Here is a 13,249-nt window from a genome sequence, read left to right as displayed (position 1 = left end):
GAGCAGGTCGATTCGCCTCTCCCGGTCACACGGTCTCCGGAGCGCCCGTCTGCGCCCCCGCGGCGGTTGCATGGGTCGTCCGGTCTTCGTTGATTCATGCGTATAAACCCCAAAAATCACAGAGCGATGTCGAAAAGCCTGTCCAGACTTGTCCCGGCCCTATGGCTGCTTCTGATGGCCGGATGCGAGGCGCCCGGTCCGGCCGCATCGCCGCCGAACATCCTGTTCGCCATCGCCGACGACGTCTCGTTTCCCCATATGGGTGCGTACGGGACGGACTGGGTGCGGACGCCGGCGTTCGACCGGGTGGCGCGAGACGGGCTGCTGTTCATGCGCGCCTATACCCCCAACGCGAAGTGCGCACCGTCTCGTTCGGCGATCCTGACCGGGCGCAATTCGTGGCAGCTGGAGGCGGCGGCCAACCACTGGCCGTACTTCCCTGAAGGGTACGGGACCTATGTCGAAGCCCTCGCGGCGAACGGCTACCACGCGGGGTATACGGCCAAGGGGTGGGCTCCGGGCGTCGCGCGGGACGCGGAGGGGCAGGTGCGCCGGCTGACCGGCACACCCTACAACGAACGCAAACTGACGCCGCCGGCCTCGGGGATCGGCGACATCGACTACGCCGAGAACTTCAGGGCCTTTCTGGACGACCGGCCGGCCGATCAGCCGTTCGTCTTCTGGTACGGCGGGCTGGAGCCGCATCGGGGCTACGAGTTCGGGTCGGGCGAGGCGAAGGGCGGAAAATCGAAGGATGAGATCGATGCCGTGCCGGCGTTCTGGCCGGATATCGATTCGGTGCGGACGGACATGCTGGACTATGCGTTCGAGATCGAACATTTCGACACCCACCTGCAACGGATGCTCGACCTCCTCGATGAGCGGGGAGAGCTGGAAAACACGCTGGTGGTGGTGACGGCGGACAACGGGATGCCGTTTCCGCGCGTCAAGGGGCAGAGCTACGAATTCTCGAACCACTTGCCGCTGGCGATCATGTGGCCCGCCGGCATCCGGCAGACAGGGCGCCGCATCGATACATTTGTGAGCTTTATCGATCTGGCGCCGACGTTCCTCGATGCGGCCGGCGTCGACCTCGCCGGCGCGCCCATGCGGCCCATCCAGGGCAAAAGCCTGATGCCGCTGTTGCGCGACGAGGCGGGCGCTACGCATCGGGATCACGTCCTCATCGGCAAGGAGCGGCACGACATCGGCCGGCCCGGCGACGTCGGGTATCCGATGCGCGGCATCGTGCGCGATGGCTGGCTGTACATCCGGAATTACGCGCCGGATCGCTGGCCGGCGGGGAATCCGGAGACGGGCTATCTCAACTGCGACGGCAGTCCTACCAAGACGGTGTGTCTCGACCGCCGCCGCGCGCCGGACGAGGCGCGCTACTGGCAATGGTCGTTCGGCTTTCGCCCCGGGGAGGAGTTATACGATATCGCCAACGACCCCGAGTGCCTGTCGAACCGCGCCGACGACCCGTCCGTGGCGGCGCTCAAATCCGAGCTGGAAACCCTGCTGGTCGCGGAGCTTACCGCCGAGGGCGATCCCCGTATGCGCGGCGAGGGGGCTGTTTTCGACGCGTATCCCTACGCCGACGAGAAGCATCAGCATTTTTACGAGCGCTACCGGGCGGGCGAGCCGCTGGAAGCGGGCTGGGTGAATGCATCCGATTTCGAAGCGATCGACTGAGTGCGCCGGCGCGTCAGGGCCATCGCATGCTCTTCAAACGTGAGCATCTCCCGGTCTGGGAGTATGGGGGTATGGGAGGTTTTGCGGTAAAAATGCCCCCATGCACCCAAATTCCCATACGCTCCTCATGGCCACGGCAAGAATGCGATTCCCCTGGCCGGCGCGTGCGTAATGCGTGCATTCCGGTAAAATGGCGTACCTTGCCGCCCTGACCGCCCCTATCCTTCCGCCTCTGACCGTTATGCTACGCAACGCAATCGCCTCGCTGGTGGTGCTGGTCCTCGCGGCCGGCTGCCAGCCCCCGGCGCCTTCCGATCCCTTCGCCGGCGAGTGGATCGATCTTTCATACGCCTTCTCGGACGAAACACTGTACTGGCCGACGGCCGAACCCTTTCGCATCGACACCGTCAGCGCCGGGGTGACGGAGGCCGGTTTTTATTATTCGGCGTTCGCGATCTCGACTGCCGAACACGGCGGGACGCACCTCGACGCCCCGGTGCATTTTGCGGAGGGCAAGCAGTCTACCGAGCAGATCCCGCTCAAGCACACGATCGGGCCGGCGTTTGTGATCGACGTGTCGGACAAGGCGCTGGCGGACCGCGACTACCAGATCGGGGTGGACGACGTGACGGCGTGGGAGGCGCGCCATGGCCAGCTGCCCGATAAGGCCATCCTCCTGTTCCGCACCGGGTACGGCCGGTACTGGCCGGATGCGCAGCAGTACATGGGCACGACCCTTCGCGGGGCGGAGGGCGTGGCGAACCTGCACTTCCCCGGCATCCATCCCGAGACGGCGCGCTGGCTCCTCGCCAACCGGTACATCCACGCCGTGGGCATCGATACGCCGAGCATCGATTTCGGGCAATCGACGCTTTTTGAGACGCATCAGACGCTGTTTGCGGAGAATGTGGCCGCCTTTGAGAATGTGGCGAACCTGGATCAGCTGCCGGAGGTCGGGGCGTTTGTCGTGGCGCTGCCGATGAAGATCAAGGGTGGCAGCGGCGGGCCGCTGCGCATCGTGGCGCACGTGCCGGCCGGCGAGTGAGCCGGCGTCAGGCGGCCGAGGCGACCGGCTCCTCTTCCTTGCGGTGCGAATCCTTGCGCGAGAACGGGATCTCCTTGCGACTCACGGCGCCGCCCGAGATGATGAAGGCCATCGCCTCGTCCACCGTCCAGTCCGTCGGCGTAAGCAGCTCGACGGGAACGACCTCGAGATAGCCCGAGGTCGGGTTGGGGGTGGTAGGCACATACACCGCGGCCAGTTCGCGGCCTGTGTGCTTGTCGCGCAGGGTTCGGGTGACGAGGCCGACCGATTTCATCTCCGAGTGCGGGAAATCGATGAGTACGACGCGCTGGGTGCTGCCGGGTTTGGTCTGGAGCAGGTCGAGCAGCTGGCGCGTGGAGCCGTAGATGGTGTTGACGAGCGGGATGCGCGTGATGAACTTCTCGAAGAGGGCGATGAGGCGCTGCCCGATGACGCGGCGGGCCAGGGCGCCGACGAAGAGGATGAGCAGGATCGTCCCGAACAGGGCGACCAGGGTCATGATGGCGGGTTCGTTGAGCCAGGAGAACAGGTCGGGGTGAGACTCCGCGATCACGTTGAGGATCGGCTCCACGAGCGGCTTGCTCACGTCGGACAGGACGCCGAAGACGAACTTGAACACGATCCAAACGAGCCACATCGGCAACAGGGTGAGCAGGCCGGTGAGGAAGAAGTTGCGAAGTCGTTTCATCGAGTTTTCGGGCTGCCTGCCCGAGACCCGAAGGGTTTTGAAAACCCTTTGGGTCTGCGGCGACAGGTTGGTACGTTCATGTAACGAACTAGACACCTGACGGATGAAAAATGTACCGTCTCCATTCAATTTTTTCAGACACTTCACATCCGGTGGCGGTCTGAAAGTCCCAATACAATGCCAAACTCGCCCCATCCAGTACCGGGTATCGACCGTTCAGACACGTTTCCGCAGGCTACGCGCCCATTCCGTCAAGTTTGATCCTCACGGCCTCCGGTTCTTGGCAATCACCAATCTATCATTTATGTTCGACTGACCCACCAGAGCCGGCGCCCACCGGTTTCCTCGTTGTCCTCATCAGGAGCAATCTGTATTCGAATGGCTACATCCTCCGTCGCCGAGCGGCTCGACGCGCTCTACGAATTCGACCGCGAGCCGGTATCCGAAGGCCGTCTCCAGGGCGCATCCAGTTTTATCGGCATTTATGCCGGGGAGCATGTGGCCGGCACGGAATTCGTCATCGGCCCCCTGTTTGTCGCGCACGGGGTGGCCGCCGGCGACCTCTTTCTCGGCCTGCTGGTGGGCAACCTGCTCGCCGTGCTCAGCTGGGCCTTCATCACGGCGCCCATCGCCACGCGCACCCGGCTGAATCTGTACTGGCAGCTGCGCAAGATTGCCGGCCCGTATCTGCTCTTCGCCTACAACATCGTGAATGCGCTGATGTTTTGCTTCCTGGCGGGGTCGATGATTTCGGTGGCCGCGACGGCCGTCGGGCTGCCGTTCGGGATGGACATGCCGAGCCTGACCGACGTCTACCCCAACTCGGCCGGCTGGGTCGTCGTCGTGCTGCTGGTGGGAACGGTCGTGACGGCGCTGGCGATCCTGGGGTTTGAAAAAATCGCCACCTTCTCGAAGATCGCCGCCCCCTGGATGTTTCTCGTCTTCGTCGCCGCCGGCGTGGCGGTGCTCCCGCAGCTCGGCGTGCATTCCCCGGGCGAATTCTGGCAGGTGGCGCAGACCAAGATCTGGACGGGCGTGCCGCAGGAAGGCCGCGTGCACTTCACGTTCTGGCATGTGATGTTCTTCGCCTGGTTCGCCAACATGGCCATGCACATCGGCATGGCGGACATGACGCTGCTCCGGTACGCCAAATCCTGGAAATACGGATTCTTCAGCGCGTTCGGCATGTACCTGGGCCACTACGTCGCGTGGATCGCGTCGGGCATCCTGGTCGCCCTCGCGATTCAGAACGGCAGCGAGATCACCCCCGGTCCGATCGCGTTCCTCGGCGCCGGCATCGCCGGCGCGATCTGCGTCATCATCGCCGGGTGGACGACGGCGAACCCGACCATCTACCGGGCTGGCCTCGCGCTTCAGACGATCTCGCCGAACTGGGAGCGGTGGAAGGTCACGCTCGCGGTCGGCGGCATCACCACCATCGCGGCGCTGTTCCCGGCGCTGATGATGCAACTGCTCGACTTCGTCGCCCTCTACGGCCTGCTCCTCATGCCGATGGGCGCGGTCATCTTCGCCGACTTCTGGCTCCTGCCCTGGCTCGGGTTGCAGTCCAACTTCGCGGAATGGAAAGGGCTCTCGTTCAGCTGGCCGGCAGCGCTCAGCTGGGGCGTCACCCTGCTCATCTGCTTCCTGCTCCCGATCGAGATCTTCTTCAAGGGCCTGCCGGGGTGGTTTATCGCCACGATCATCTACATCGGCCTGAGCCGGGTGCAGCAGAAGCGTACATCGAACAACACGATCCAACAAACGGTATGAAAGGCATAGCAAAAATCGTATCGGCGGTCGGGCTCGGGTTGACGGTCGTGCCGGCGTTCCTCGTCTTCGGCGGCTCGATGTCCATCGAGCAGCACACGACCCTGATGCTGATCGGCACGGTGCTCTGGTTTGGCAGCGCGCCGATCTGGATGACTGAGAAAAAGGGGTGACCCATGTTGCATGCAGATTTTATTGCGCGGCAGAACGCCGGCCTGCAGGTCGGCCATGATGCCGACATCCGGTATCTCGGCGACCAACTCGCGCGCCAGGGCGTGAGCCTGGACGCCATCATCGAGGCGGTACAACACTTCGAGGTCGCGATCCCGTCGTGGGCGCTCGGCACCGGCGGCACGCGCTTCGGCCGCTTTCCCGGCATCGGCGAGCCGCGCGACATCTACGAGAAGATGGAGGACATCGCGCTGATCCACCAGCTGATGCGATCCTGCTCGAAGGTGTCGCTCCACATCCCGTGGGACGAGCCGGAGGACCCGGCGGCCCTCAAGGCCCACGCCGACGCGCTCGGGCTGGGCTTCGACGCGGTGAACTCGAACACCTTCCAGGATCAGGCCGGCCAGGAACACAGCTACAAGTTCGGCTCGCTCTGCCACACGAGCGCCGACGTCCGCCGCCAGGCGATCGATCATCACCTGCACGTCATCGACGTCGGCAAGACGCTGGGGTCGGACGCGATCACCGTCTGGCTGGCCGACGGGAGCAACTTCCCGGGGCAATCGAGCCTCCGGAAGAGCTTCGACCGCACGCTCACCAGCCTCCACGCGATCTACGCACACCTTCCCGCCGACTGGCGGATCTTTACCGAACACAAACCCTACGAGCCGGCTTTTTATTCGACCGTCGTGCAGGACTGGGGTTCGTCCTACCTCCTCGCGTCGGCGCTCGGCGAGCGGGCGTTCTGTCTGGTGGATCTGGGGCACCATCTGCCCAATGCGAACATCGAGCAGATCGTCGCGCGGCTGATCGGGGCCGGCAAGCTGGGCGGCTTCCACTTCAACGACTCCAAGTACGGCGACGACGACCTGACGACGGGCTCCATCCGGCCCTACCAGCTCTTCCTGGTCTTCAACGAACTCGTGGATGCGGCGCACGACCGGGTGCCGAACTTCCGGCCGGCGTACATGCTCGACCAGAGCCACAACCTCAAGGATCCGATCGAGGCGCTCCTGCAGAGCGTGCAGGAGCTCCAGCGCGCCTATGCCAAGGCGCTCCTCGTGGACCGCGAGGCGCTGGCGGCCTATCAGGACGCCAACGACGTCCTGATGGCCGAAATGACGCTGAAGACCGCGTTCGAAACGGATGTGCGCCCGCTGATCGCCGAGGCGCGCCGGCGCGCCGGCGGAGCCATCGATCCGCTGCTCGCCTTCCGGCATTCCGGGTACCGTGAGGCGGTCGCGGAATCGCGTCACAGCGCGGCCTATGTGCCGCCCCAGAGTCTGTGACGGCGTGAGGATGCATGCCGCGTAGCGCCCGATCATGATGCCTCAGGCCCTTTCGTCCGTCTCCTCGAAACGCGCGCTCCCCGCCTATCTCGCATTCGACCTCGGCGCGTCGAGCAGTCGGGCCCTGCTGGGTATCTGGGACGGGGAGCGGATGCATCTGGAAGAGGTGCACCGGTTTGTCACGCCGATCGTCGAGGAAGGCGAGCGGCTGTACTGGGATCTGGATACCATCGAACGCGAACTCGAAGCCGGCTTCCGCACCGCGCGGGACGCCACCGATGCGCTGCGCTCGGTCTCCGTCGATGCCTGGGGCGTGGATTATGTGCCGCTGGATGCGGACGACCGGCCGCTGCGCCGGCCGTTCTGCTACCGCGACACGCGCACCCACGGGATGATGGATCGCGCCTTCGGGGTCGTGCCGGCGGCGGAGATCTACCGGCAGACGGGCATCCAGTTTTTGCCCTTCAATACCCTCTACCAGGTGCTGGCCGATCAGGCCTCCGATCCCGAGGCGCTGCGCCGCGTGCATCGGCACGCGTTTCTGGCGGATTATCTCCACTACCGGCTTTGCGGTGTTCTCAAGACGGAAATCTCGATCGCGAGCACCAGCCAGATGATGGAGGCCGGCCGTCCGCGATGGGCCCGGCCCCTGATGGACGCCTTCGGGCTCGACGCGCGGCAGTGGACGGAGATCGTCCCGTCGGGGACCGTGCTCGGACCCCTGCATGCGGACCCGGGCGTGCAGGTCGTGGCCACCTGTTCGCACGACACCGGATGCGCCGTCGCCGCCGCGCCCGCCACGCCGGCATCCGGGCATTGGGCCTACATCAGCTGCGGCACCTGGTCGCTCCTCGGCGTCGAGCGGACGGCGCCGCTCGTGACGGAAGCGGCCCGGCGTGCGGGCTACACGCATGAGGCCGGCGTCGATGGCACCATCCGATTCCTGAAAAACCTGACCGGACTCTGGTCGCTCCAGGAGTGCATGCGCGAATGGAACGAGGCGGGGCAGGCGCTGAGCTGGGCGGCGCTGATCGAGGAAGCCCGCGCGGCCGGACCGGCGCCGGCGCTCATCACGCTCGAGGACGACCGGTTCCTGGCGCGGGGCGGCATGGAGGCGCGCCTGCGCGGCTGGCTGACCGAACGCGGCCTGCCCGACCCGGCTTCGCGCGGCGTCCTCGCCCGCATCGTGCTGGAAAGCATCGCCGACAGCTATCGGCGCGCGCTGCTCGACCTGGAGGACGTGCTGGGCGAAACTATCGACACGATTCATCTGTTCGGTGGTGGATCGCAAAACGACTTGCTGTGCGCCTGCACCGCGGCTGCGTGTGGCCGGCGCGTCGTCGCCGGCCCCGCCGAGGCGACCGCGCTGGGCAACCTGCTCATCCAGGCGCGCGCCATGGGCGACCTGCCGGCGGACCTCAGCCTCCACGAAGCGGCTGCGCGGTCCTCCGACCTCGCCACGTACGGGCAGACGGCTGCCCGCTCCCCGAAATCCTGACTTGCTCCCGTACGGGCGGACGGCCGTCCGCCCTTCAGACGATATGAACTTGAAACACGTGCAAAACCTCTGGGACGACGCCGTTGCGAATCGTCTCGACCCTGTCGAACGCCTCGTCTATCGCTCCAACCTGCTCGGCCAAGATTGGCGGATCACAAACACCGGCGGCGGCAATACCTCCGCCAAACTGGCCGAAACGGACCCCATGACCGGCGAGACGGTCGAGGTCCTTTGGGTGAAAGGGTCGGGCGGCGACCTGCGCACGTCGAAGCGGGAAAACTTTGCGTCGCTGTATCAGGATCGGCTGATTGCCCTCCAGGACGTGTACGCCGGCATGACCCCCCGCGGCCCCAAAACGCCGGCGGAAGACGCCATGGTGGACATGTACCGCCATTGCACGTTCAACCTGAACCCCCGCGCCTCGTCGATCGATACGCCGCTGCACAGCTTCGTGCCGTTCAAGCATGTCGACCACACCCACCCGGTGGCGTGCATCGCGCTGGCGACCGCCCAGAACGGGCCGGCGCTCACGCGCGAGGTGTACGGCGACGACGTGATCTGGGTCGACTGGCAGCGCCCCGGTTTTGAACTCGGGCTCACCCTGCAGGAGGTATGCCGCGCGCATCCGAGCGCACGGGGCGTCATGCTGGGCGGCCACGGCCTCATCAACTGGGCGGACGACGACAAGGCGTGTTACCTGCTCAGCCTCGAACTGATCGACAAGGCGGCGGCGTTTCTCGCCGCGCGCGACAACGGCCAGGCGGTGTTCGGCGGCGCGAAATTCAAGCCGATGGCGGATGCCGATCGCGAGGAGATCCTCGCCGGCCTGCTGCCGTGGCTCCGTGGCCGGCTCGCGCAGGAGCACCGCATGATCGCCACCGTCGAGGCCGATCCGGCCGTGCTCGATTTTGTCAACGCCGTCGGCGCCCCCCGCCTCGCCGAACTCGGCACCTCGTGCCCGGACCACTTCCTGCGCACCAAGATCAAGCCGATGTACATCGACTGGGACCCCGCCAGCGAGTCGGTCGATGCGCTCAAGCAGAAACTCGTAGACGGCATCGCCGCCTACCAGAATGACTACGCGGCCTATTACAACGCCTGCAAACGCCCCGATTCGCCGGCGATGCGCGGCGGCAGCCCGACGGTCGTGCTCATCCCGGGCCTGGGCATGGTCGCGTGGGGCAAGACCAAAAGCGAATCCCGCGTCACGGCCGAGTTCTACAAGTGCGCCGTCGAGGTCATGCGCGGGGCGGAGGCGGTGGACCGTTACACGGCGCTGCCCCGTCAGGAGGCGTTCGACATCGAGTACTGGGCGCTCGAGGAGGCCAAACTGAAGCGGATGCCGCGCGAGAAGGAGCTGTCGCGCCGGATCGCCGTCGTCTTCGGCGCCGGCAGCGGGATCGGGAAGGAAGTCGCCGGCCGGCTCGTGGCCGAGGGCGCCGTCGTGGCGTCGGTAGATCTGCAGCAGGCGGCCGCCGAACAGACCGCTCTGGACATCCTGGACCGCGTCGGCCTCGGGATCGGCGTGGCCGGCACCGGCATCTCGGGCTGCGGCGACGCGATCGGCGTGGCCGCCGACGCGACCAACCGCGCCTCGGTGGCCGCCGCGCTGCGGCAGACGGTGCTGGCCTACGGCGGCATCGACCTCGTGATCTTTACCGCCGGCCTGTACGTCGCCCCCGACGCGTCGGGGCGGATCCCGGACGAGCTGTGGGCCAAGACCTTCGCCGTCAACACGATGGGCCCGAATATCGCCGCCGAGGAAGCCGCCGGCATCTGGCGGGCGCAGGGGCTGTCCGGCAGCATGGTCATCACCACCAGCGTCAACGCCGTCGTCGCCAAGCGCGGCAGCATCGCCTACGACGCCAGCAAGGCCGCATCGGACCACCTGATCCGCGAGCTCGCGATCGAGCTGGCGCCGCTGGTGCGCGTCAACGGCGTCGCGCCGGCCACGGTCGTCGCCGGCAGCGCCATGTTTCCGCGCGACCGCGTCATCGCCTCCCTGATCAAATACGGGATCGAATGGAGCGACCGCGAGACCACCGAAGCGCTGCGCGACAAGCTCGCGGGCTTCTACAGCCAGCGCACCCTGACCAAAAAAGCCATCACTCCGGCCGACCAGTCGGAGGCCATCTTCCTCCTGGCCAGCGACCGGCTCGCCAAAACCACCGGCCAGATCATCAATGTCGATGGCGGGCTGGCGGATGCCTTCCGGCGGTAACGCCGGAACGGTTTAAGGTTCTATGTTCAAGGTTCAAGGAGACGTCAGATCCTTGAACCTTGAGCCTTAAACATGAAACCATGAACGTAGCCCTCTTCGTGCCCTGCTACATCGACCAGTTTTATCCGGGCGTCGCGATCGCGACGCTGGGATTGCTGGAGCGGCTCGGGTGCACGGTCGCCGTGCCGGAGAACCAGACGTGCTGCGGACAGCCGCTGGCGAATGCCGGCTTCGAGGCGCAGAGCCTCCCCATCATGGAGGGGTTCGCGGACACGTTCGGGCGGTTCGATTATATCGTTTCGCCGTCGGGCAGCTGCGTCCTGCATGTCAAGGAGCATTTTGGCGGCCTGGGCGACGCGGCGATGGTGCAGCGTCTGCACGACCGGACCTACGAGCTGTGCCAGTTTCTGGTGGATGTGCTCCGGGTGGACCGGCTCGATGCGCGCTTTCCGCACCGGGTGGGCATCCATGAAAGCTGTCACGGGCTGCGCGGGCTGCGGCTGGGCAAAAGCTCGGAACGGAACGAGCCGGCCTACAGCAAGCCGCGGCAGCTCCTCGAGATGGTGGAGGGCATCGAACTGGTCGATCTCGACCGATCCGACGAATGCTGCGGGTTCGGCGGCACCTTTGCGGTCAACGAGGAAGCCCTCTCTGTCAAGATGGGGCGCGACCGGCTCAACGATCACGCGCGTCACGGCGTGGAAGTGATCACAGGGACCGACATGTCGTGCCTGATGCACCTGCAGGGTCTCGGCCGGCGCGAGCGTCGCCCGGTCCGCTTCCTGCATGTCGCGGAGATTCTTGCGGGGCAGGTTGCAGGTTCCAGGGTGCAGGTTCCAGGTCCGTAATTGGGAGGCTTGCCTCCATCGATTTGTGCTAATCGATGCCCTTGCATTCATTTTGCATGTTTCATTTTGCCCTGAGCCATCCCTGTGTCCCATTCCGAAGCCGCCGCCCGATTTATCGCCGATGAGGCCCGCACCGACTGGCACGACGAGTCGATCTGGTTCGTTCGCGCGAAGCGGGACCGGGCGAGCCAGAGCGTGCCCGAGTGGGAAGCGCTCCGCGAACGCGCTTCGGAGATCAAGGAGCACACACTGACGAACCTGGACACCTATCTCGAACGATTCGAGGCCCGGGCGGTGGCGAACGGCATCCAGGTGCACTGGGCGCGCGACGCGGCGGAGCACAACCGGATCGTGCTCGACATTCTCCAGCGGCACGGCGTGCAGCGCCTGGTCAAGAGCAAGTCGATGCTCACCGAGGAGTGCCACCTGAATCCGTATCTCGAAGCCGCCGGCCTGGAGGTGGTGGATACCGATCTGGGCGAACGCATCGTGCAGCTGCTCGAGGAGCCCCCGAGCCACATCGTCATGCCGGCGATCCACCTCAAGAAGGAAGACATCGGCGTGCTGTTTCACGAAAGGCTGGGTTCGGAGGCCGGCGCGACCGATCCGAAATACCTCACGGAAGTCGCCCGCCAGCATCTCCGCAGCCGGTTTCTGGGGGCGGAGGCGGCCATCACCGGCGTCAACTTCGCGGTGGCGGAGACGGGCGGGTTCGTCGTATGCACCAACGAGGGCAACGCGGATCTGGGCGTGCACCTGGCGCGCGTGCACATCGCGTGCATGGGCATCGAGAAGCTGATCCCCCGGGCCGAGGACCTCGGCGTGTTTACCCGGCTCCTGGCGCGCAGCGCCACGGGGCAGCACATGACAGTGTACACGTCGCACTTCTCCCGCCCGAGGCCGGGGACCGAGCTGCACGTGGTGCTGGTGGACAACGGCCGCACCGAGCAGCTGAGCCGGCCCGATTTCTGGCGGTCCCTTAAATGCATCCGCTGCGGCGCCTGCCTGAACACCTGCCCCATTTACCGCCGGAGCGGGGGCTACAGCTACCAGGCCACGATCCCGGGACCCATCGGCGCGATCCTTTCGCCCGGCAAGGATCTGCAGAAACACGCCGACCTGCCGTTTGCATCGACGCTGTGCGGGTCGTGCAGCGACGTCTGCCCGGTCAAGATCGATATCCACGAACAGCTGTATCGCTGGCGGCAGCTCGTCGTGCAGGCCGGCCATCTGCCGGCGGGGAAAACGATGGGGATGAAGATGGGTGGATGGGTGCTGCGCAGCGCCGGCCGGCTCTCGTGGGCCGGCGCGATCGGGCGGCGCCTGCTGCGGGTCGCGCCCGGCTGGATCACCCGCCGTCTGCCCTGGGGGCGGGATCGGGAGTGGCCCGGGCCGGCGACGACGAGTTTTCAGCAGTGGTACCGCAAGAACAGGAGAGCGACATGAACAGCCGCGATGCCATCCTCAGCGCCGTGCGCGCCCACAAGCCGGCGGCGACGCCGCTGCCCGGTTCTGTCGCGCCGTTTTCGTCGAGCACGGACGTCTCGGCCTTCATGGAGACCGTTGCCGCCATCGGCGGCCGCGCCGAGCAGGTCGCGCGCGCCGGCATCGCCGACGCCGTGCGGCGGGTCTACCCGGACGCGAAGGTCGTGGCTTCCGCAGTGCCCGAGATCGCCGGCACGCTTTCGCTCGATGCGATAGCCGACCCGCACGATCTGGCCCCGGTCGACGTGCTCGTCCTCGAAGGCGTGCTGGGCGTCGTGGAAAACGGCGCCGTCTGGATGCCCGAGCGGCGGATGGTGCACCGGGCCGCGCCCTTCCTCGCGCAGCATCTGGTCATCGTGCTGGACGCCGGCGCGCTGGTCGCCGACATGCACGCGGCCTATGCCGCCGTCCGGATCGACGAGGACGGCTTCGGCGCCTTCATCGCCGGCCCGTCGAAGACGGCCGATATCGAACAATCCCTCGTTCTTGGAGCGCACGGGCCGCGGAGCCTGCTCGTCCTGCTCGTGTGATTGGCAGAA

General features: G+C 66.0%; 11 protein-coding genes. 10 read left to right on the top strand and 1 reads right to left on the bottom strand.

Annotated elements, in window-relative coordinates:
• The first annotated feature begins 126 nt into the window (after positions 1-126).
• Complete coding sequence (locus tag R2834_02780; GenBank protein ID MEZ4699230.1) at positions 127-1,695, top strand: sulfatase; 1,569 nt, start codon at positions 127-129, stop codon at positions 1,693-1,695.
• 241 nt (positions 1,696-1,936) lie between these two features.
• Positions 1,937-2,740 (top strand): cyclase family protein, encoded by an 804-nt coding sequence (locus R2834_02775; protein MEZ4699229.1) that lies wholly within the window; start codon positions 1,937-1,939, stop codon positions 2,738-2,740.
• Positions 2,741-2,747: 7 nt separating this feature from the next.
• On the opposite strand, the gene R2834_02770 is transcribed toward R2834_02775, so the two are convergent.
• On the bottom strand, positions 2,748-3,428 hold the full coding sequence (locus R2834_02770; protein ID MEZ4699228.1) for a DUF502 domain-containing protein: 681 nt from the start codon (positions 3,426-3,428) through the stop codon (positions 2,748-2,750).
• Positions 3,429-3,806: 378 nt separating this feature from the next.
• Between R2834_02770 and R2834_02765 the strand changes: the two genes are divergently transcribed.
• The 8 genes from R2834_02765 (at position 3,807) to R2834_02730 (ending at position 13,240) form a co-directional block, all read left to right on the top strand.
• Positions 3,807-5,201, top strand: coding sequence for a hypothetical protein (locus R2834_02765; protein ID MEZ4699227.1), 1,395 nt, complete (start codon positions 3,807-3,809; stop codon positions 5,199-5,201).
• Positions 5,198-5,371 carry a hypothetical protein gene (locus R2834_02760; GenBank protein MEZ4699226.1) on the top strand — a complete coding sequence of 58 codons (174 nt, stop codon included), beginning with the start codon at positions 5,198-5,200 and terminating at the stop codon, positions 5,369-5,371. The genes R2834_02765 and R2834_02760 overlap by 4 nt, the downstream gene beginning before the upstream one ends.
• Before the next feature lie 3 nt (positions 5,372-5,374).
• Complete coding sequence (locus tag R2834_02755) at positions 5,375-6,658, top strand: TIM barrel protein (GenBank protein MEZ4699225.1); 1,284 nt, start codon at positions 5,375-5,377, stop codon at positions 6,656-6,658.
• A 34-nt stretch (positions 6,659-6,692) separates the two neighbouring features.
• Positions 6,693-8,156 (top strand): rhamnulokinase family protein, encoded by a 1,464-nt coding sequence (locus R2834_02750; GenBank protein MEZ4699224.1) that lies wholly within the window; start codon positions 6,693-6,695, stop codon positions 8,154-8,156.
• Between the two features lie 49 nt (positions 8,157-8,205).
• Positions 8,206-10,377 carry a bifunctional rhamnulose-1-phosphate aldolase/short-chain dehydrogenase gene (locus R2834_02745; protein MEZ4699223.1) on the top strand — a complete coding sequence of 724 codons (2,172 nt, stop codon included), beginning with the start codon at positions 8,206-8,208 and terminating at the stop codon, positions 10,375-10,377.
• Between the two features lie 80 nt (positions 10,378-10,457).
• Entirely contained in the window at positions 10,458-11,225 is a 768-nt protein-coding gene (locus R2834_02740) for a (Fe-S)-binding protein (protein ID MEZ4699222.1), read from the top strand.
• Positions 11,226-11,309: 84 nt separating this feature from the next.
• Positions 11,310-12,671: a lactate utilization protein B gene (locus tag R2834_02735; protein MEZ4699221.1), complete on the top strand. Its 1,362-nt coding sequence runs from the start codon at positions 11,310-11,312 to the stop codon at positions 12,669-12,671.
• The gene (locus R2834_02730; GenBank protein MEZ4699220.1) at positions 12,668-13,240 is read left to right on the top strand and encodes an LUD domain-containing protein; all 573 of its coding nucleotides are present in this window, start codon (positions 12,668-12,670) and stop codon (positions 13,238-13,240) included. The genes R2834_02735 and R2834_02730 overlap by 4 nt, the downstream gene beginning before the upstream one ends.
• Positions 13,241-13,249 lie beyond the last annotated feature (9 nt).

Source organism: Rhodothermales bacterium, from assembly GCA_041391505.1.
Taxonomy (GTDB): Bacteria; Bacteroidota; Rhodothermia; order Rhodothermales; family JAHQVL01; genus JAWKNW01.
This window is presented reverse-complemented; position numbering and strand designations above follow the sequence as displayed.

Bases quoted from the DNA above. Each gene is read 5' to 3' on its own strand.
- R2834_02780 (MEZ4699230.1), top strand. From the start codon at position 127: ATGTCGAAAAGCCTGTCCAGACTTGTCCCGGCCCTATGGCTGCTTCTG.
- R2834_02775 (MEZ4699229.1), top strand. From the start codon at position 1,937: ATGCTACGCAACGCAATCGCCTCGCTGGTGGTGCTGGTCCTCGCGGCC.
- R2834_02770 (MEZ4699228.1), bottom strand. From the start codon at position 3,428: ATGAAACGACTTCGCAACTTCTTCCTCACCGGCCTGCTCACCCTGTTG.
- R2834_02765 (MEZ4699227.1), top strand. From the start codon at position 3,807: ATGGCTACATCCTCCGTCGCCGAGCGGCTCGACGCGCTCTACGAATTC.
- R2834_02760 (MEZ4699226.1), top strand. From the start codon at position 5,198: ATGAAAGGCATAGCAAAAATCGTATCGGCGGTCGGGCTCGGGTTGACG.
- R2834_02755 (MEZ4699225.1), top strand. From the start codon at position 5,375: ATGTTGCATGCAGATTTTATTGCGCGGCAGAACGCCGGCCTGCAGGTC.
- R2834_02750 (MEZ4699224.1), top strand. From the start codon at position 6,693: ATGATGCCTCAGGCCCTTTCGTCCGTCTCCTCGAAACGCGCGCTCCCC.
- R2834_02740 (MEZ4699222.1), top strand. From the start codon at position 10,458: ATGAACGTAGCCCTCTTCGTGCCCTGCTACATCGACCAGTTTTATCCG.
- R2834_02730 (MEZ4699220.1), top strand. From the start codon at position 12,668: ATGAACAGCCGCGATGCCATCCTCAGCGCCGTGCGCGCCCACAAGCCG.